Raw genomic sequence first — 20,000 nt, 5'->3', positions numbered from 1 at the left:
TGTGTACAAGGCCCGGGAACGTATTCACCGCGGCATGCTGATCCGCGATTACTAGCGATTCCAGCTTCACGCAGTCGAGTTGCAGACTGCGATCCGAACTGAGAACAGATTTGTGGGATTGGCTTAACCTCGCGGTTTCGCTGCCCTTTGTTCTGTCCATTGTAGCACGTGTGTAGCCCAGGTCATAAGGGGCATGATGATTTGACGTCATCCCCACCTTCCTCCGGTTTGTCACCGGCAGTCACCTTAGAGTGCCCAACTGAATGCTAGCAACTAAGATCAAGGGTTGCGCTCGTTGCGGGACTTAACCCAACATCTCACGACACGAGCTGACGACAACCATGCACCACCTGTCACTCTGCCCCCGAAGGGGACGTCCTATCTCTAGGATTGTCAGAGGATGTCAAGACCTGGTAAGGTTCTTCGCGTTGCTTCGAATTAAACCACATGCTCCACCGCTTGTGCGGGCCCCCGTCAATTCCTTTGAGTTTCAGTCTTGCGACCGTACTCCCCAGGCGGAGTGCTTAATGCGTTAGCTGCAGCACTAAGGGGCGGAAACCCCCTAACACTTAGCACTCATCGTTTACGGCGTGGACTACCAGGGTATCTAATCCTGTTCGCTCCCCACGCTTTCGCTCCTCAGCGTCAGTTACAGACCAGAGAGTCGCCTTCGCCACTGGTGTTCCTCCACATCTCTACGCATTTCACCGCTACACGTGGAATTCCACTCTCCTCTTCTGCACTCAAGTTCCCCAGTTTCCAATGACCCTCCCCGGTTGAGCCGGGGGCTTTCACATCAGACTTAAGAAACCGCCTGCGAGCCCTTTACGCCCAATAATTCCGGACAACGCTTGCCACCTACGTATTACCGCGGCTGCTGGCACGTAGTTAGCCGTGGCTTTCTGGTTAGGTACCGTCAAGGTGCCGCCCTATTTGAACGGCACTTGTTCTTCCCTAACAACAGAGCTTTACGATCCGAAAACCTTCATCACTCACGCGGCGTTGCTCCGTCAGACTTTCGTCCATTGCGGAAGATTCCCTACTGCTGCCTCCCGTAGGAGTCTGGGCCGTGTCTCAGTCCCAGTGTGGCCGATCACCCTCTCAGGTCGGCTACGCATCGTCGCCTTGGTGAGCCGTTACCTCACCAACTAGCTAATGCGCCGCGGGTCCATCTGTAAGTGGTAGCCGAAGCCACCTTTTATGTCTGAACCATGCGGTTCAAACAACCATCCGGTATTAGCCCCGGTTTCCCGGAGTTATCCCAGTCTTACAGGCAGGTTACCCACGTGTTACTCACCCGTCCGCCGCTAACATCAGGGAGCAAGCTCCCATCTGTCCGCTCGACTTGCATGTATTAGGCACGCCGCCAGCGTTCGTCCTGAGCCAGGATCAAACTCTCCGATAAAGTGTTTGACTGACTACGCACATCGCTGTGCGATTTATTTAAAACTTTGAATTAACAGGTACGTTTTGTCTTGTTTAGTTTTCAAAGAACTTTGTCCATCGCTCTTGAAGCGACTTAATTATTGTAACATATCAACTTCAATGCCGTCAATAACTTTTTAAAATTTCTTTTTAAGAATTCGTTTCGTCATCAGCGACGTATATTAGAATACCACCATTGATCCAACATGTCAACAATAATCGACAAATTAAATGATGAAGCGTTTAATGACTATCAAAGCCGCAATGCCGGGAATCCCCAGAATCCCGCTGATGCCCGTTGTAATCAGGTTAACAGGGATATGAATACCGAGACTGCCCCCGAACAAGTTCACACCCACCAACAGAATCGCGCCGGCAATAAATTTAATGGCAGTCACACCAATCCATCTTAGCGGTTTTGAAGATACTCCCCATAAAAAAAGCAAAGCAACCAGACCGACAATCAAACCGATAATGAAAAAAGGCTCCATGAATCTTCCCCCTCGCTTGTTTAGTACAAGCTTATGAGAAGATCCCGGAGAATAGACCTCTTACTTCCATCTGCTCATTTTCAAATTCCGCTGCTTCGCTTCTTTCAAATAAAAAAAGTACTTAGATTCAGCGACTTTCAGCTCAAACAACACCTCAGCGGAGGGCTCGAGGCTTTTCTCGACCAGACTCTTCTGTCTGTTCCATTCTTCTTTTTGTTTAAAGAGCTGTTCTATCAGCTTCTCATCAAACTCTTTTCTTAATGTATTTCTGCGAAGAAAACCCATGCCTTGCCTTTTCCTCCCTTACAATTCACGTCTTCCTTCAAGAGCTTTTGAAAGAGTGACCTCATCAGCATATTCCAAATCACCGCCGACGGGCAGACCGTGGGCAATACGGGAGAGCTTGATGCCTGAGGGCTTTAACAGCCTTGATATATACATCGCTGTTGCTTCCCCTTCAATATTAGGGTTGGTTGCGAGAATAACTTCTGTCACTTGATCATCCTGAAGACGTTTCAGCAGCTCCGGAATCTTAATATCCTCCGGGCCGATGCCGTCCATTGGTGAAATCGCGCCGTGAAGAACATGATACTGGCCGTTATATTCCTTCATTTTCTCCATTGCGATCACATCCTTAGGGTCTTGCACGACACAAATAACAGACTTATCCCTCCTTGTGTCCTCACATATATAACAAGGGTCCTGATCTGTTATATGTCCGCAAATTGAGCAATATGTCAGATTCCGCTTCGCATTGACAAGCGCCTTAGCAAAATCCAATACTGTGTCTTCTTTCATACCTAGAACAAAAAAAGCCAGACGAACCGCTGTTTTCGGTCCGATCCCTGGCAATTTCATAAAGCTGTCAATCAGCTTTGATATTGGTTCAGGATACTGCATGTTTATTTATCCCCCTAGAATAAACCCGGTATGTTCATTCCTTTTGTAAATTGTCCCATTGTCTCATTCGTCATGTCATCCACTTTTTTGAGGGCGTCGTTTGTCGCAGCAAGAACCAGGTCCTGAAGCATTTCGATATCTTCCGGATCAACGACTTCTTCTTTAATGGCAACGTCTACAACTTCTTTTTGGCCGTTGACTTTTACAGTCACCATACCGCCGCCCGCTGTGCCTTCAAGCACTTTTTCAGCAAGCTCCTCCTGAGCCTTCGCCATATCCTTTTGCATTTTTTGCATTTGTTTCATCATTTTTTGCATGTTTCCCATTCCGCCACGCATATTCAATCACTCTCTTTCATCTTATTAGTCTTTTATTTCGATTAAATCCGATCCGACAAGTTTTTTCGCCTCTGCAATCAGCGGATCTTCTTCAGCCGGTTCGTTTGATCCTTCACTTTCCTGCTGGTGATCATTTAAAAATTCTTCTCTTATTTTACCCCATTGTGCTTCCGGAACGCCAATCAAATCCATTCTTTTCCCGAGCATTGATTCGAGAATCTGTTCAAGATTCGTACGGACTCCGTTATTGTCTTCTGCAACCATTTTACAATGGATTTCGTATTTAAATTTAAGCACAAATGCCTTTTGAGCAGCAGCCACCGGTTCACTGTCATTCAAAAGAGCCGCATGAGACACCTTATTCTGCTGTTTCAGGTGTGCCAGCAGCTTGCCCCAGCTGCTTTTAAGCTGTTCAAGATCAGGCCTTGTGGCTTCCTTCAATATCTCATGAATTCTTCCGACCGGAGCTTTATAATGGCTTTTTCCGCCTTTTTGAGGACGCGGAGCTTCTTTCGGAGCGCTTTCCATCTGAACCTTCACACCGGAGGTTTTCAGCCTTTCTACTTCCTGCTCAAGCTGCTGGATCTTATTCATCAGCATGCCGACCTCAGGGATGTCTCCGGCGGATTGCTGTGCCGTCTGGCATATTTTCACGACAGCCACTTCAAAAAAGATTCTTGGGTGGTTCGTCCACTTCATTTCCTGATGGCTTTTATTCAGGATATCAATCATCTCATATAAAGCGGGGGCCGGTATGTCACCGCTCAGATTCCGAAACGTTTCATCGACCTTCACCTTTTCCAGGACTCCTTCTAAACCGGGAGCGGCCTGGTACAAGAGCATATCCCTGAAATAGAAAATCATATCTTCAATCAGTTTGGCCGCATCTTTCCCCTGCTGGAGCAATTCATTCAGTGTTTCCAATGCCTCGGAAACCTGTTTGCGGTGAAGAGCAGATGCCAGTTTTCCAATATAGTGCTGAGAAACGGCTCCGGTAATGAGCAATGCGTCATCCACCGACAGCTCCTCGCCGCTGAATGATACGGCTTGATCGAGCAGGCTCAGCGCGTCCCTCATTCCTCCGTCCGCAGCACTCGCTATGATATCAAGGGCTTCTTCTTCCACCTTCAGCTGCTCTGCATCGACGATTGTCTTCATTCGTCCGACAATTGCTTTGGATGTAATCCGTTTGAAGTCAAAACGCTGACATCTGGAGATAATGGTTAAAGGAATCTTATGAGGCTCAGTCGTAGCTAATATGAAAATGCAATGTGCCGGCGGTTCTTCCAGCGTTTTCAGAAGCGCATTGAATGCGCCGATAGAGAGCATATGCACCTCATCTATAATATATACTTTGTAGGTGACGGCCGACGGGGCGAATTTTACTTTGTCACGGATGTCGCGGATTTCGTCTACGCCGTTATTCGACGCCGCATCTATTTCAATCACATCTGATATAGAGCCGTTTGTGATCCCCTTGCACGCCGCACATTCATTGCACGGTTCTTCTACGGGGGCGTGCTCACAGTTGACTGCTTTCGCAAATATTTTAGCTGCACTGGTTTTTCCCGTTCCCCGCGGTCCAGAAAACAGATATGCATGAGAAAATTTCTTTTGCAAAAGGGCATTTTGCAGCGTTTTCGTAATGTGTTCCTGTCCGACCACATCTTCAAACTGCTGAGGCCTAAATACTCGATATAAAGCTTGGTAACCCACAGGATGCGCCCTCCTCTGTTATTCATCATGTTTATTATACATGAACGTGCTTTTAACGCCAAAACCCGTTTTTCATATACGAAAAAACTCACCTGCCATAAACAGGTGAGTCTGAAATTTGATGATTGATTTACCGTGCACCTTCTGTCGATTCGCTACCCTAAGCGTTACTTAAGCAGTTAGCTCAGCCCAGGCAACCCTGCGGCACATGAGAGGTTTCACTTAATGCTGCTTCCTTCCGGACCTGACATGGTTCATGAATTCCCATTGCGCAGGACCCAGACGTCAACGCCACTTACTTAAGGCAGACCTTACAGTAAACGAACCTCGAGAAGGGATTCGGCCCCGCTAGAGCGGATTGCGGGTACAGGGCACCGCTACCTCCCCGCTTAGCACGGCAAAATAAATATCAAATTTTGATATGCGCACCATTCATGATGCACACATAAGTATATCTGCTTCAGGCAGAAAATGCAACCGTACTACTCAGACAACTTTTTCCTCATGTCTTTCTTTTGCCGGCGCAGCTTTCTGAAAAAAGCGCTGAGCATTTCTCCGCACTCTTCTCCGAGCACTCCGCTCACCACTTCCGCTTGGTGGTTGAACCGCTCTTCCTGCAAGAGGTTCATCAGCGTTCCTGTACAGCCCCCCTTGGGATCAAATGCGCCGAATACGACCTTATCGACTCTCGAAAGCACGACGGCTCCCGCGCACATCGGACACGGCTCCAAAGTGACATAAAGAACGGCATCCTCAAGTCTCCATGTCCCCAGCTTACGGCACGCTTCGTCTATCGCCAGCATTTCGGCGTGGGCAAGCGACCTCTGTTCAGTCTCCCGCAGATTATGCGCCCGCGCCACGATCTCATCGTGCAGAACAAGAACTGCTCCGATCGGCACTTCACCTTTCGCTTCGGCTTTCTTCGCTTCTTTTATGGCTTCTCTCATATAATATTCATCATTCATAGGTTCGAGCTCTCTTCTCAAGTTTTTTCATGTCTCATAAAGGTTAAAATAGGAATACCCCAGCAGAAAGGAGTTGCCGGTATTGTCTGAACCTAACAACACAGCCCTTCTGATTGTCGATATGATTAACAATTTTCAATTTGATATGGGCGAACGACTTGCTGAAAAAACCAAACAAATTGTCCCCCGTATTTTATCATTAAAGAAGCATGCAAAACAAAGCAACTGGCCGATTATTTATATTAATGATCATTACGGGCTTTGGAAGGCTGATATTGATGCCATCAGGGAGGAATGCAGCAACGACAGAAGCGCCCCCATTATAAAAGATATTTCGCCTCAGCTGGATGATTATTTTCTCATTAAACCGAAGCATTCCGCTTTTTACGAAACGGCGCTTCACACCCTTCTGACCGAATTACAAGTGAACCGATTAATTATCACGGGGATTGCCGGGAACATTTGTGTGCTGTTCACGGCCAACGACGCCTATATGAGAGAATACAGCATTACCATTCCGAAAGACTGCACCGCTTCCAATAACGACGAAGACAATGATTTCGCTTTGACCATGATGGAGAATGTTCTCTTCGCAGAAATAACCACGGAAAAACAAATTACCGCCGAAAAATAAACATGATCAGCCTCCTTTTTTCATACATTTAATAGCGGATATGAAAGGAGGCGTTTTTCATTCAGATCTATATAGTGAAACGGGGCGACACGCTTTCCGCTATTGCGGCGCGCTACCGGACAGCCGCAAATGTCATTGCGGAAGCAAATAAACTGCCTAATCCAAATACATTGGTTGTCGGACAAACCCTTGTCATCCCGATTGAGGGTCAATATTACGAAGTGAAACAAGGTGATACTCTCGCGTCAATCGCCGGCCGTTTTCATATATCGGCCGCGGAGCTTGCGAAGGTGAACGGAATTCAGCCCGGCACCACATTGAGAGTCGGAACCCGCCTTTACATTCCGCAGCAGGCGAATAAGCCCGATATCGAATCAAACGCATATATAGAACCGCGGGGAACGAGCGTAAGCGCTAATCTGCAGCAGGCGGCAAGGGAGGCCTCTCCTTATTTAACATACCTCGGCGCATTCAGTTTTCAAGTGCAGCGGAACGGGACTTTAAAGGAACCGCCTCTGACCAATTTAAAAAGCATCAGTGACAGGCACAACACCACACTGATGATGATCATCACCAACCTTGAAAATGACGCATTCAGCGATGAACTCGGGCGGCTCATCTTGAATGACAATACAGTGAAAACAAAACTTTTTCAGGAAATCGTCTCCACGGCTAAAAAGCACGGCTTTCGCGATATTCACTTTGATTTCGAATATTTACGTCCACAGGACAGAGAAGCCTACAATCGTTTTTTACGTGAAGCGAGAACGATTTTTCATCGGGAAGGCTGGAAGATTTCAACGGCGCTTGCTCCGAAAACGAGCGCGACTCAGGCCGGCAAATGGTACGAAGCACATGACTATAGGGCACATGGAGAAATCGTCGATTTTGTCGTGATCATGACATATGAGTGGGGATACAGCGGAGGCCCGGCTCAGGCCGTATCACCTATCGGCCCTGTAAGAAATGTCATTGAGTACGCACTGACGGAAATGCCTTCTTCAAAAATCGTCATGGGCCAGAATATGTACGGCTACGATTGGACACTGCCTTTCAAACAGGGAACGACAGCGAAAGCCGTCAGTCCTCAGCAGGCAATCGCTCTGGCAGCACGCCATAAAGTCGACATTCAATATGACGAAACCGCCCAGGCTCCATTCTTTCGTTACACGGATGAAAATCAGAGACGGCATGAAGTATGGTTTGAAGATGCCCGGTCCATTCAAGCGAAATTCAATTTAATTAAAGAACTGCATTTAAGAGGGATCAGCTATTGGAAACTCGGCCTTTCTTTCCCGCAAAACTGGCTTTTGCTCAACGATCAATTTCATATTGTAAAAGAGACGTTTCGTTAATTGGAAGCGTCTTTTTTCATGGGCTTTTCTGAGAGTGTGATACAATATATAGGCCGGCAGCTGACGGATGTTTGCAGAATTAAGGAGGATTTTCAATGAACAGAGCCCCTTTTATCGCGGTAGAAGGTCCTATCGGGGCAGGAAAAACGACACTCGCTACGATGCTTTCTGAAGAGCTCGGTTTTCCTATAATTAATGAGATTGTGGAAGACAATCCTTATCTCGATAAGTTTTATGACAATATCGAGGAGTGGAGTTTCCAGCTTGAAATGTTTTTTCTATGTCACAGGTATAAACAGCTTGAAGACACCGATCGAGATTATTTAAAACAAGGACAGCCCGTTTTGTCCGATTATCATATTTATAAAAATGTTATTTTCGCAGAGCGTACATTGCACGGCCAAAAGCTTGAGAAATATAAGCAGATTTATCATCTGCTCACTCACGACCTGCCGAAACCGAATGTTATTGTATACATAAAGGCAAGCCTGCCGACATTGCTTCAACGCATTGAAAAACGCGGGCGCCCGTTTGAGAAAAATATCGAACATCAATATCTGGAACGTCTCATTGCAGATTACGACACAGCCATCAGGCAGCTTCAGGAAGAAGATCCGAATATATCTGTACTGACCATTGACGGTGATACTGAAGACTTTGTTTTGAATAAGACAGACTATGAAAGAATTGCCCGTCAGGTAAAGGAGCTTATTAAATGAAAGACATTCATATTCCAAACAACGCCATTATAACAGTAGCGGGAACGGTAGGAGTCGGAAAATCGACTTTGACCAAAGCTTTAGCAAAACGGCTCGGGTTTCATACCTCACTCGAGGAAGTGGATGAAAATCCTTATTTAGAGAAGTTTTATCACGATTTTGAACGCTGGAGCTTCCATTTGCAAATTTATTTTCTGGCTGAGCGGTTCAAAGAGCAGAAAAACATGTTTGAATCAGGCGGCGGATTCGTGCAGGACCGTTCGATTTATGAAGATACAGGCATATTCGCAAAAATGCATGCCGATAAAGGAACCATGTCGCTGACAGATTACACAACATACACAAGCCTATTTGAGGCGATGGTCATGACGCCGTACTTCCCGCATCCTGATGTTTTGATCTATTTAGAAGGCGACCTTGAAAACATTATAAACCGGATTGAAAAGCGGGGCCGCGAGATGGAGCTGCAGACAAACCGCTCCTATTGGGAAGAGATGTATACACGGTACGAAGACTGGATCAGCGGTTTTAATGCCTGCCCTGTGCTGAAAGTACGCATTGAAGATTATGACCTTGAAGCTGATGAGCAGTCACTGGAACCTTTGATCGAAAAAATCAGTCACGTGATCAACGAAAACAGAAACAAATAAAAACAGCAAAGCGATTTTCCCCCGAACAGAGAAAATCGCTTTTTTTGCATATAAAAAATCCGCTGCATCACATGCAGCGGACAAAACAATCTCCAATATATGCTCGAGTTTCATTAGGTTTAAAATCAATATGGCGGAGGAAGAGGGATTCGAACCCCCGCGGGCTTTGACACCCCTGTCGGTTTTCAAGACCGATCCCTTCAGCCAGACTTGGGTATTCCTCCGTATCGACATTTAATAATATACCACATGACCTAAATTTCAGTCAAGCGCTTTTTCATATTTTTTATTTCATTTCTTAAACGGCTTGTCCGTCAGCTTTACTATCATACAAAAGTCTTGCGTTCAATTCAACCTCAGTATGCCATACGGGCAGGAAAACACAGTAAAAATCAAGAATAGATTCAAACAGATAACCTGCTCATAAAGGTGGAGAACATAATGAAAATCATCATTGCACCCGATTCTTTCAAAGAAAGCATGACATCAAAAGAAGCAGCTGACAGCATAGAAAAAGGATTCAAAGCGGTCTTCCCTGACGCGGAATATATCAAGATACCCGCGGCTGACGGCGGAGAAGGAACCGTTCAGGCTTTGACGGATGCCACTGGCGGGAGCATCATCAAAAAAACTGTGACCGGTCCGCTGGGAACGCCGGTAAACGCCGCATATGGACTTCTGGGAGACGGACGCACGGCAGTCATTGAAATGGCGGAAGCATCGGGACTTCATCTCGTTCCCCGCCATCTCAGAGATCCGTTGAACACAACGACAAGAGGAACGGGTGAACTGATAGCAGATGCAGCTTCCCGCGGGGCGGGTGAGATCATCATCGGTCTTGGCGGGAGCGCAACCAATGACGGCGGAACAGGAATGGCGAGCGCGCTCGGTGTGCGTTTCTTAAATGAGGAAGGTCAGGAGATACCTGATGGCGGAGGCGCTCTGCACACCTTAGCTTCTATTGATATAAGCGGTCTCTCTCCTGATCTGAAACATATCCGTATCCGTGCCGCATGTGATGTCGAAAATCCCCTGACCGGTGAAAACGGCGCGTCATATGTCTTCGGCCCGCAAAAAGGGGCGTCCGAGAAGACTAAAGTTGTATTGGATCGCAACTTACGCCATTTCGCTGAGGTATTGAGACGTCAGCACGATATCGAAGCGGATACCGTAAAAGGCGCGGGTGCCGCAGGGGGACTGGGCGCCGGACTGATTGCTTTCTTACAGGCAGAACTTCAAAGCGGGATTGATGTTGTATTAGATACACTGTCCTTCTCAGATCAGATAAGAGGCGCTGACCTTGTCATTACCGGAGAGGGGCAGATAGACGGACAAACGATATTCGGCAAAACCCCCGTCGGGATCGCCGCACGCGCATCTGCTCAAGAAATTCCCGTTATCGCATTGGCGGGCTCCTTAGGCAAAAATTTCGAGCATGTTTACAGCGCAGGAATAACAGCTGTATTTTCTATCGTGCCGGGTGCTGTAAGTCTTGAAGACGCCTTAGCATCCGGCCATTTTAACCTTGAAAGCACAGCCCGGAATGCCGCCGCTCTATACCGGGCAGCAAAAAAGGCGCGCCTCTAGGGCGCACCTTTTACGGTTTGATGACTTCTTTATTTCCCATATAAGGACGAAGCACTTTCGGAATAATGACACTTCCGTCCTCTTGCTGATAGTTTTCTAAGATGGCAGCTACTGTTCTGCCGACTGCAAGACCTGAACCGTTTAATGTATGCACATGCTCCGGCTTGCCTTTCGCTTCGCGTCTGAATCGAATGTTTGCGCGTCTCGCCTGGAAGGCCTCAAAGTTACTGCAAGAAGAAATTTCACGGTATGTGTCTTGGCTTGGAATCCATACCTCAATATCGTACTTTTTCGCGGCTGTAAAGCCGAGATCACCGGTACACATGCTCATGACACGATACGGCAGTTCGAGCAGCTGAAGCACCCGCTCGGCTTGATTTGTCAGTTTTTCAAGCTCCTCATAAGAATCTTCAGGCTTCACGAATTTCACAAGCTCAACCTTGTTGAACTGATGCTGGCGGATCAAACCGCGTGTATCACGGCCGGCAGATCCCGCTTCTGAACGGAAGCAAGCGCTGAATGCGGCATAATTGATCGGCAGGTTCTCACCGGATAAGATTTCATCGCGGTGCATATTTGTAATCGGCACTTCCGCCGTCGGAATTAAGAAATAATCCTCTTCTCTGATTTTAAAAGCATCCTCTTCAAATTTAGGAAGCTGTCCCGTACCTGTCATGCTCGTACGGTTTACCATATAAGGAGGAATGACTTCCGTGTAATCATATTCATCAACGTGAAGATCCAGCATAAAGTTGTAGAGCGCGCGTTCGAGGCGGGCGCCTAATCCTTTATAAAACACAAACCGGCTGCCTGTTACTTTTGAAGCGCGTTCAAAATCAAGAATGTTTAAATGGTCTGCGATATCCCAATGCGGTTTCGGCTCATATGAAAATGCCGGCGCCTCTCCCCACTTGCGAATTTCAATGTTATCATCTTCCGTTTCCCCGATGGGCACTGAATCGTGCGGGATGTTCGGAATAGACAGAAGGATGGTTTCGAGCGTCGTTTCGACAGTACGAAGCTCTTCATCAAGCTTCTTAATTTCTTCGCCCACTTCACGCATCTCTTTAATAATATGATCAGCGTCTTTTTTCTCCCGTTTCAAAACGGCGACCTGCTGAGACACTTCATTGCGTTTTCCCTTCAGTTCTTCTACTTTACCGATAAGCTCTCTTCTCTTTTCGTCCAGCTCTTCAAACTTGTCAAAGTCAGATAAGTCTTCGCCTTTTGGAATGAGCTTCGCTTTTACCTCTTGAAAATTGGCTCTCAGCACCTTCGTATCAATCATGCCTAACAACTCCTATCTGTTTTTATCGAAAATAAAAAAGAGCCCTCATCCCCTAAAAGGGACGAGAGCTCTCGCGTTGCCACCCTGATTGAAAACAAGCTCACACTTGCTTCCCGCTTTAACACATAACGGTTTTCCCGTAAATGCCTACTTGTTTTCAGCATTTCGCTCAAGGACGGATTCGGACAGCATCTTTCACCGATTCGCACCACCCATCGGCTCTCTTTGAAAGAGAGGCTCCCTACTGCTTCCTGTCAACGCTTTTCGATCTTTATTTGTGTTTATAATGTACTATAAGTATCAGCGGTTTTCAACTGTTTTATACAGCTGTTTCCTGCTTATGCTTTTCCGCCATCTTCACAAACAGCTCTGTCACCCGGTGATCATCCGTCAGTTCAGGATGGAACGAGCAGCCGAGGAAATTCCCCTGCTTTGCAGCCACGATGCGTCCGTTATGCTCACAAAGCACTTCAACATCTTCTCCGGCTTCTAAAATATGCGGCGCGCGAATAAATACACCCGTAAACGGCTCATCAAGGCCTTTAATCGTCAGATCAGCTTCAAAGCTGTCGACCTGACGGCCAAAGGAATTACGCTCGACGACAACGTTCAACAGCCCTAAATGAGCGTTATCCGTTCCCGCTATCTCTTTGGCTAAGATAATCAGACCGGCGCATGTGCCGAACATCGGCTTGCCTTGGGCGGCAAACTCGCGAAGTGGCTCCATAAAATGATACGTATCCATTAAACGCCGCATCGTCGTGCTTTCCCCGCCCGGCAGGATTAAGCCGTCGATGTCATTCAGCTGTTCAGGACGCTTAATGACGACACCTTTTGAACCACATGCTTCAATTGAACGAATATGTTCTCTTACTGCTCCTTGAAGTCCAAGTACACCAATTGTTAACATGCTTCCAGCTCTCCTATGGTTTTACCAGCCGCGTTCTTGCATACGCTGTTCCGGCAATAGATTTGAGATTTCGATTCCTTTCATTGCTGTGCCTAATTCTTTAGAAAGCTCAGCGATCAGTTTGTAGTCTGTGTAATGAGTCGTTGCTTCAACAATTGCTTTGGCGAATTTAGCAGGGTTGTCTGATTTGAAAATACCTGAACCGACAAATACGCCGTCAGCGCCTAGCTGCATCATCAATGCCGCGTCAGCAGGCGTCGCTACTCCGCCGGCAGCAAAGTTCACTACAGGCAGTTTGCCGTCACGTTTGATTTGAAGAAGCAGTTCATAAGGAGCGCCGAGGTTTTTAGCTTCAGTCATCAGCTCATCATCGCTCATCGCAACAACTTTGCGCACTTGTGCGTTTACTTTTCTCATATGGCGGACAGCTTCCACAATGTTTCCTGTTCCCGGTTCGCCTTTTGTACGAAGCATGGAAGCTCCTTCGGCGATACGGCGCGTTGCTTCGCCGAGATCACGGCAGCCGCATACGAACGGGACTGTATATTCATTTTTATTTAAATGAAATTCTTCGTCAGCCGGAGTCAGAACTTCACTTTCATCGATGTAATCTACTCCCATTGCTTCAAGGACACGCGCTTCAACGATATGTCCGATACGCGCTTTTGCCATTACGGGAATGGATACAGCATTCATTACTTCTTCAACGATTGTCGGATCAGCCATGCGGGCAACACCGCCGGCAGCGCGAATATCAGCCGGAACGCGTTCTAACGCCATTACGGCAACAGCTCCCGCCTCTTCCGCAATCTTCGCTTGTTCAGCATTTACAACGTCCATGATGACGCCGCCTTTTTGCATTTCCGCCATGCCGCGTTTTACACGATCAGTACCTGTTTGAGCCATTATTTGGTCCCCCTAGTCAATGTATAGTTAGATAATTTCCATCTCTTATTGTATCCCAGAAATACAATATTTCATATGGGTATTCTTATTTTACAGCGAGATGAATGAGATAGATATCATTTTTTTACTAATAATTTGGTTTTTTCAGTATATTAAGCAAAAGAGCCCTAACTTTCATCAGAGCTCTTTCTTATTTCTTAAAACCAGCCTGTTACCGTGTCAACGGCGCTGTTCCAGATTCCGGAGAAGAAGCCGCCGATGCCGCGCATCATCTGAACAAACCAGTTTGCTTTATCTACATCATTTTTCGTTACTAGATTCACGCTGAACTCTTTGGATTTGAGGAAGCTATAGTCTTTGTCACTGCCTTTGTATGTAACTGTCAGCGTTCCGACTTTCGTTCCCTTTTTCACAGGAGCCGTGATTTCTTTTTTATCTAAAGTCACTTCGGCTTTATAGTTCTTTTCATCCCCGCTTTTCACAGGAATAGAAAGCGCCTTGTCAGTAACAATATCGACTTGCTTGTCTTTCCCTTTTTCAACGTCAATCGTTTTGTGCCCTTTTACTTGAGAGCCTTCAGGGTAAAGATCTTTCATTGAGAAATTGCTGTTAAATGCGTAATCGAGCATTTTTTTCGTTTCATCAAAACGTCCGGTATGCAGGTTGCCTTTAGCGTTTAATACAACGGTGATGACCCGCATTCCGTTCCGCTGTGCTGTGCTTGTAAAACAAGATCCCGCAGAATCAGTAGAACCCGTTTTTAAGCCGTCAACGCCAGGGTATTCAGAAACAAGACCTTTTAACATGAAGTTCCAGTTCGGCATGTCCATTTCATCATCAGTGCCGGCTCTGAATTTCGTCTTAGCAATGCTTGTTGTTTTGAGAACTTCCGGATAATCAGTGATCAGGCGGTCTGCAAGAAGCGCCATGTCTTTAGCAGAAACTTCACTTTCTTCTTTAACGCCTTCTCCTTGCGGCTGCTTGCCGTGAAGGTCTTCATTCACAAGCCCTGTGGCATTTTTAAAATCATAGTTTGTCATACCTAATTCTTTGGCTTTCGCATTCATTTCAGCGACAAATTTCGTTTCAGTTCCGGCAAGAATTTCGGCAACTGCAATCGCGGCTCCGTTGGCAGAGTAAATCGCCATAGCCTGATACAGTTCTTTAACCGTGTATTTGCCGTCTTTTCGAAGGGGGACGTTTGATAAACTGTTGTCTTGAGAAATTTCATAGACATAATCATCAGGAGTATACGTTTGATCCCATTTCACTTTTCCTTCTTTAATGGCTTCCAGAAGCAGATATTCAGTCATCATTTTTGTCATGCTGGCAATCGGCAGTCTTTTGTCTGCATTTTTACTGTATAAAATTTTTCCCGATGAAGCCTCAATCATTATCGCAGCTGATGCGTTGACATCAATCGGGTCATTGCCGGCTGCCTCCGCTTTAGACATCGGAACAAAGCAAGTTGCGGCCAGTGCCAGTACCACTAATGACACCAACAGCTGTTTCCATTTCGTGATGTTCAATCTTACGACCTCCGTCATTCATTTTAAATCTATAATTAAGCCGTTAAGGACATATTCAAATTCAAAACACAACAGTATAAATTTTATCACACTCGATATAAAAAAAATAGACAGAGTCAGCGACCCTGTCAAATGTTTTTTATTTGTAACAATTATGAGATTGTGTAGTTTGGTGATTCTTTCGTAATTTGGACATCATGCGGATGACTTTCGCGAAGACCGGCACCTGTCATACGGATGAATTGAGCCTCTTCTCTTAAAGCACGCAAGTCTTTTGAACCGCAATATCCCATACCTGAACGAAGACCGCCGACAAGCTGATACACTGTTTCTTCTACAGGACCTTTGTACGGAGTCCGTCCTTCGATACCTTCAGGGACGAATTTCTTATTTTCTTCTTGGAAATATCGGTCTTTACTGCCTTTTTCCATGGCAGCGACAGAACCCATACCGCGATACACTTTAAATCTTCTGCCCTGATAGATTTCAGTCTCTCCCGGGCTTTCTGAAGTACCGGCAAGCAGGCTTCCGAGCATTACGGCATGTCCGCCTGAAGCCAACGCTTTCGTAATATCTCCTGAGAATTTAATACCGCCGTCTGCGATAATTGTCGCGCCGTGTTTTCTCGCTTCAGTGGCACAATCATAAATGGCAGTGATCTGCGGTACGCCTACACCTGCAACGACGCGTGTCGTACAGATAGAACCAGGTCCGATTCCCACTTTGACAATATTTGCTCCGGCTTCAATCAGAGCTTTTGTCGCTTCAGCCGTTGCAACATTTCCCGCGATAATGTTCAGTTCAGGATATGTTTCACGGATTTTCGCAACTGTGTTCAGTACGCCTCTGGAATGTCCGTGAGCCGTATCAACCACGATAACGTCGACATTCGCTTCAACAAGCTTGCTGACGCGTGTCATTGTATCGCCTGTCACGCCTACCGCAGCGCCGACAATAAGGCGTCCGTGTTCATCTTTAGATGAATTCGGGAATTCGATAACCTTTTCAATATCTTTGATCGTGATAAGACCTTTTAATTTGTTTTGGTCATCCACTAACGGAAGTTTTTCAATTTTATGTTTCTGTAAGATTTTTTCTGCTTCGTCTAATGTGGTTCCCACAGGAGCCGTAACCAGCTCTTCTTTTGTCATGACATCACTGATTTTCATTGAATAATCAGAGATAAAGCGAAGATCACGGTTTGTAATGATACCGACAAGCTTTTGATCGTCTTTATTATCTACGATCGGAACACCGGAAATTCTGTATTTCCCCATCAAATGCTCCGCATCGAATACTTGATGATCTGGTGTTAAAAAGAAGGGATTTGTAATAACGCCCCGTTCAGAACGTTTGACTTTGTCAACATGTTCAGCCTGCTGTTCGATGGACATGTTTTTATGGATAATGCCCAAGCCGCCCTGTCTGGCCATCGCAATCGCCATAGCTGATTCTGTTACTGTATCCATTCCCGCACTGATGACAGGAATATTAAGCTTTAACGTCTTTGTCAGTTCAACAGATAAATCCACATCACGCGGAAGTACGTCTGATTGAGCCGGTACGAGCAGTACATCATCGAACGTTAAGCCTTCTTTTGAAAATTTACTTTCCCACATTAGTAAATCCCCCTCTTTTCGGCAAAATATTATATGTAGATTATCAACTAGAAAACAGCATGTCAAGGAAGCGAAAAAGAGTTGAAATATTTAGATAAAGGAAAGGGTTTAAAAATACGTATGAGAGATCATGAGTGGAAAGAGTTATCATTATTTTATTCCGTAGAATCTTCCCAGAAATTTCTAAATAAAGTCTATACAGTAAGCGGCATGGAAGAAGCAAAACGATATGCGTTTAAGAACAGTGAGCGCTTCATATTCTTTATCAAACACGCCGAGTCCTTTTATAAGCAGGCATCTCTTTCCCCTTTAGAAATTAAGCCTATTCTGTTGTTTTACGGGATGTCACAATTGCTGAAAGCCTGTCTTCTGACCACAGATCCAAGCTACCCAAGCCATGCCTCAGTACTCGCGCATGGCGTGACTGCCCGGAAACGCAAAAAGCAAAATTACTCCTTTAGGGATGATGAAGTGAAGGTGCAGCGCAATGGCTTATGTATTCATGTAATGAAGCACTTATTCGGAATAGCTGGTCTTGAGGAGGAACGGTATACGATGAAGAAATTGCTGACAGCCATTCCTGAATTGCATACTGTCTTTTACTTCCAAGAGAAAAAGAATTGGCTGACCCGAGTAGAGCTGAAAGATGACCTTATTTCAGTGCCTGAGCATGCGGTGATTCATTACAATATGTCTGATTCCCGCTTTGCTGAATATATCAGCCATCATTTGAAGTGGTCTTTTCTGAGGAAAGACCATAACCACTTGGTTTTTGAGGCTGACCCGATAGACAGAGAACCTTGGTCTTCACCAAATTTATTGTTTCACTTGGAGAAAAACCAATATTACATTCCCTCTCAGCGTGATCACTTCCTGCATCTTCCGGAAATGATTATTCATTATTTGGTTCTCTACAATATCGGGATGATTGCGAGATATGAAACGGAGTGGTGGTATGAACTGCTGACACAGCATGTCAGTGATGATTATGTAATGATCCGCCGGTTCTTAGAGGTCACGGAACGCAAATTTCCGTATTACGTTTCTAATTTCCTGAAGCAATACTTATAAACAAAAAAGGCAGCTCATAATGAGCTGCCTTTACCGTAATGATAGCTTGGCGGCGTCCTACTCTCACAGGGGGGAAACCCCCGACTACCATCGGCGCTGAAGAGCTTAACTTCCGTGTTCGGCATGGGAACGGGTGTGACCTCTTCGCTATCGCCACCAAACCATTGAGAGTGTTCTCTCAAAACTAGATAACAGTAAGCATACATTCAAATTGGTTAAGTCCTCGATCGATTAGTATCTGTCAGCTCCATGTGTCGCCACACTTCCACCTCAGACCTATCAACCTGATCATCTTTCAGGGATCTTACTTCCTTGCGGAATGGGAAATCTCATCTTGAGGGGGGCTTCATGCTTAGATGCTTTCAGCACTTATCCCGTCCGCACATAGCTACCCAGCGATGCCCTTGGCAGAACAACTGGTACACCAGCGGTGCGTCCATCCCGGTCCTCTCGTACTAAGGACAGCTCCTCTCAAATTTCCTGCGCCCGCGACGGATAGGGACCGAACTGTCTCACGACGTTCTGAACCCAGCTCGCGTACCGCTTTAATGGGCGAACAGCCCAACCCTTGGGACCGACTACAGCCCCAGGATGCGATGAGCCGACATCGAGGTGCCAAACCTCCCCGTCGATGTGGACTCTTGGGGGAGATAAGCCTGTTATCCCCGGGGTAGCTTTTATCCGTTGAGCGATGGCCCTTCCATGCGGAACCACCGGATCACTAAGCCCGACTTTCGTCCCTGCTCGACTTGTAGGTCTCGCAGTCAAGCTCCCTTGTGCCTTTACACTCTGCGAATGATTTCCAACCATTCTGAGGGAACCTTTGGGCGCCTCCGTTACCTTTTAGGAGGCGACCGCCCCAGTCAAACTGCCCACCTGACACTGTCTCCCCGCCCGATAAGGGCGGCGGGTTAGAAGGTCAATACAGCCAGGGTAGTATCCCACCGATGCCTCCACCGAAGCTGGCGCTCCGGTTTCCAAGGCTCCTACCTATCCTGTACAAGCTGTACCAACATTCAATATCAGGCTGCAGTAAAGCTCCACGGGGTCTTTCCGTCCTGTCGCGGGTAACCTGCATCTTCACAGGTACTATAATTTCACCGAGTCTCTCGTTGAGACAGTGCCCAGATCGTTGCGCCTTTCGTGCGGGTCGGAACTTACCCGACAAGGAATTTCGCTACCTTAGGACCGTTATAGTTACGGCCGCCGTTTACTGGGGCTTCAATTCGCACCTTCGCTTACGCTAAGCGCTCCTCTTAACCTTCCAGCACCGGGCAGGCGTCAGCCCCTATACTTCGCCTTACGGCTTCGCAGAGACCTGTGTTTTTGCTAAACAGTCGCCTGGGCCTATTCACTGCGGCTCTCTCGGGCTTGCACCCTAACAGAGCACCCCTTCTCCCGAAGTTACGGGGTCATTTTGCCGAGTTCCTTAACGAGAGTTCTCTCGATCACCTTAGGATTCTCTCCTCGCCTACCTGTGTCGGTTTGCGGTACGGGCACCTCTCACCTCGCTAGAGGCTTTTCTTGGCAGTGTGGAATCAGGAACTTCGCTACTATAATTCGCTCGCCATCACAGCTCAGCCTTCACGGGAAACGGATTTGCCTATTTCCCAGCCTAACTGCTTGGACGCGGATATCCAATACCGCGCTTACCCTATCCTCCTGCGTCCCCCCATTGCTCAAATGGTGAGGAGGTGGTACAGGAATATCAACCTGTTATCCATCGCCTACGCCTTTCGGCCTCGGCTTAGGTCCCGACTAACCCTGAGCGGACGAGCCTTCCTCAGGAAACCTTAGGCATTCGGTGGAGGGGATTCTCACCCCTCTTTCGCTACTCATACCGGCATTCTCACTTCTAAGCGCTCCACAAGTCCTTCCGGTCTTGCTTCACAGCCCT

Annotated in this window: 17 protein-coding genes, 1 tRNA gene, 3 rRNA genes, 1 other RNA gene and 1 other annotated feature (2 of these 23 cut by a window edge); of the genes, 6 read left to right on the top strand and 16 right to left on the bottom strand. The window is 46.7% G+C overall.

What is annotated here, in order from left to right:
- The 8 genes from U2H13_RS00160 to tadA form a co-directional block, all read right to left on the bottom strand.
- Nucleotides 1-1,405 (bottom strand): 16S ribosomal RNA (locus U2H13_RS00160) (it extends 145 nt beyond the left edge of the window).
- Nucleotides 1,406-1,652: 247 nt separating this feature from the next.
- Nucleotides 1,653-1,916 (bottom strand): pro-sigmaK processing inhibitor BofA family protein, encoded by a 264-nt coding sequence (locus tag U2H13_RS00155; RefSeq protein WP_003150686.1) that lies wholly within the window; start codon nt 1,914-1,916, stop codon nt 1,653-1,655.
- A gap of 60 nt (nt 1,917-1,976) precedes the next feature.
- Nucleotides 1,977-2,201, bottom strand: a complete 225-nt coding sequence (locus tag U2H13_RS00150; RefSeq protein ID WP_007408755.1) for a YaaL family protein — start codon at nt 2,199-2,201, stop codon at nt 1,977-1,979.
- A gap of 18 nt (nt 2,202-2,219) precedes the next feature.
- Entirely contained in the window at nt 2,220-2,816 is a 597-nt protein-coding gene (gene recR / locus U2H13_RS00145) for a recombination protein RecR (RefSeq protein ID WP_003150697.1), read from the bottom strand.
- 14 nt (nt 2,817-2,830) lie between these two features.
- Nucleotides 2,831-3,154: a YbaB/EbfC family nucleoid-associated protein gene (locus tag U2H13_RS00140; RefSeq protein ID WP_003150700.1), complete on the bottom strand. Its 324-nt coding sequence runs from the start codon at nt 3,152-3,154 to the stop codon at nt 2,831-2,833.
- Between the two features lie 24 nt (nt 3,155-3,178).
- On the bottom strand, nt 3,179-4,870 hold the full coding sequence (gene dnaX / locus U2H13_RS00135) for a DNA polymerase III subunit gamma/tau (RefSeq protein WP_167409323.1): 1,692 nt from the start codon (nt 4,868-4,870) through the stop codon (nt 3,179-3,181).
- 133 nt (nt 4,871-5,003) lie between these two features.
- An RNA gene (gene ffs, locus U2H13_RS00130) (signal recognition particle sRNA large type) lies at nt 5,004-5,268 on the bottom strand.
- Between the two features lie 84 nt (nt 5,269-5,352).
- Entirely contained in the window at nt 5,353-5,835 is a 483-nt protein-coding gene (gene tadA, locus U2H13_RS00125) for a tRNA adenosine(34) deaminase TadA (RefSeq protein WP_007615141.1), read from the bottom strand.
- Nucleotides 5,836-5,917: 82 nt separating this feature from the next.
- On the opposite strand from tadA, the gene U2H13_RS00120 reads away from it, so the two are divergent.
- The 4 genes from U2H13_RS00120 to dck all read left to right on the top strand — a co-directional run bounded on the left by U2H13_RS00120 (nt 5,918) and on the right by dck (nt 9,193).
- Entirely contained in the window at nt 5,918-6,469 is a 552-nt protein-coding gene (locus tag U2H13_RS00120) for an isochorismatase family cysteine hydrolase (protein WP_167409322.1), read from the top strand.
- Between the two features lie 71 nt (nt 6,470-6,540).
- Nucleotides 6,541-7,824 (top strand): LysM peptidoglycan-binding domain-containing protein, encoded by a 1,284-nt coding sequence (locus U2H13_RS00115; protein ID WP_038461137.1) that lies wholly within the window; start codon nt 6,541-6,543, stop codon nt 7,822-7,824.
- A 95-nt stretch (nt 7,825-7,919) separates the two neighbouring features.
- Nucleotides 7,920-8,543, top strand: coding sequence for a deoxynucleoside kinase (locus U2H13_RS00110; RefSeq protein ID WP_094296517.1), 624 nt, complete (start codon nt 7,920-7,922; stop codon nt 8,541-8,543).
- Nucleotides 8,540-9,193, top strand: coding sequence for a deoxyadenosine/deoxycytidine kinase (gene dck, locus U2H13_RS00105; RefSeq protein WP_007615132.1), 654 nt, complete (start codon nt 8,540-8,542; stop codon nt 9,191-9,193). The genes U2H13_RS00110 and dck overlap by 4 nt, the downstream gene beginning before the upstream one ends.
- A gap of 131 nt (nt 9,194-9,324) precedes the next feature.
- Here dck and U2H13_RS00100 read toward each other — a convergent pair.
- Nucleotides 9,325-9,417, bottom strand: a tRNA-Ser gene (locus U2H13_RS00100).
- Between the two features lie 217 nt (nt 9,418-9,634).
- Between U2H13_RS00100 and U2H13_RS00095 the strand changes: the two genes are divergently transcribed.
- Nucleotides 9,635-10,780, top strand: a complete 1,146-nt coding sequence (locus U2H13_RS00095; RefSeq protein WP_376700613.1) for a glycerate kinase — start codon at nt 9,635-9,637, stop codon at nt 10,778-10,780.
- Between the two features lie 10 nt (nt 10,781-10,790).
- On the opposite strand, the gene serS is transcribed toward U2H13_RS00095, so the two are convergent.
- From serS to guaB, 5 genes are all read right to left on the bottom strand, one after another.
- On the bottom strand, nt 10,791-12,068 hold the full coding sequence (gene serS / locus U2H13_RS00090; protein ID WP_376700611.1) for a serine--tRNA ligase: 1,278 nt from the start codon (nt 12,066-12,068) through the stop codon (nt 10,791-10,793).
- Nucleotides 12,069-12,122: 54 nt separating this feature from the next.
- Nucleotides 12,123-12,335, bottom strand: a binding site (T-box leader).
- A gap of 52 nt (nt 12,336-12,387) precedes the next feature.
- Nucleotides 12,388-12,978, bottom strand: coding sequence for a pyridoxal 5'-phosphate synthase glutaminase subunit PdxT (gene pdxT, locus U2H13_RS00085; protein WP_007615126.1), 591 nt, complete (start codon nt 12,976-12,978; stop codon nt 12,388-12,390).
- A 21-nt stretch (nt 12,979-12,999) separates the two neighbouring features.
- Complete coding sequence (gene pdxS, locus U2H13_RS00080) at nt 13,000-13,884, bottom strand: pyridoxal 5'-phosphate synthase lyase subunit PdxS (RefSeq protein WP_003150714.1); 885 nt, start codon at nt 13,882-13,884, stop codon at nt 13,000-13,002.
- A gap of 197 nt (nt 13,885-14,081) precedes the next feature.
- Nucleotides 14,082-15,413, bottom strand: a complete 1,332-nt coding sequence (gene dacA / locus U2H13_RS00075) for a D-alanyl-D-alanine carboxypeptidase (protein WP_110124480.1) — start codon at nt 15,411-15,413, stop codon at nt 14,082-14,084.
- 152 nt (nt 15,414-15,565) lie between these two features.
- Nucleotides 15,566-17,032, bottom strand: coding sequence for an IMP dehydrogenase (guaB, locus tag U2H13_RS00070; RefSeq protein ID WP_003150717.1), 1,467 nt, complete (start codon nt 17,030-17,032; stop codon nt 15,566-15,568).
- A 120-nt stretch (nt 17,033-17,152) separates the two neighbouring features.
- Here guaB and U2H13_RS00065 point away from each other — a divergent pair, with 120 nt between their 5' ends.
- Nucleotides 17,153-18,103 carry a YaaC family protein gene (locus U2H13_RS00065; protein ID WP_167409321.1) on the top strand — a complete coding sequence of 317 codons (951 nt, stop codon included), beginning with the start codon at nt 17,153-17,155 and terminating at the stop codon, nt 18,101-18,103.
- Nucleotides 18,104-18,147: 44 nt separating this feature from the next.
- Here U2H13_RS00065 and rrf read toward each other — a convergent pair.
- Nucleotides 18,148-18,264: ribosomal RNA gene (gene rrf, locus U2H13_RS00060) — 5S ribosomal RNA — on the bottom strand.
- 50 nt (nt 18,265-18,314) lie between these two features.
- Nucleotides 18,315-20,000: ribosomal RNA gene (locus U2H13_RS00055) — 23S ribosomal RNA — on the bottom strand; it runs 1,244 nt beyond the window's last position.

This window comes from Bacillus sp. A1, assembly GCF_042296235.1.
Classification (GTDB): Bacteria; Bacillota; Bacilli; order Bacillales; family Bacillaceae; genus Bacillus; species Bacillus velezensis.
Note: the sequence above shows the minus strand (reverse complement) of the source record. Positions and strands in the feature narration are given on the sequence as shown.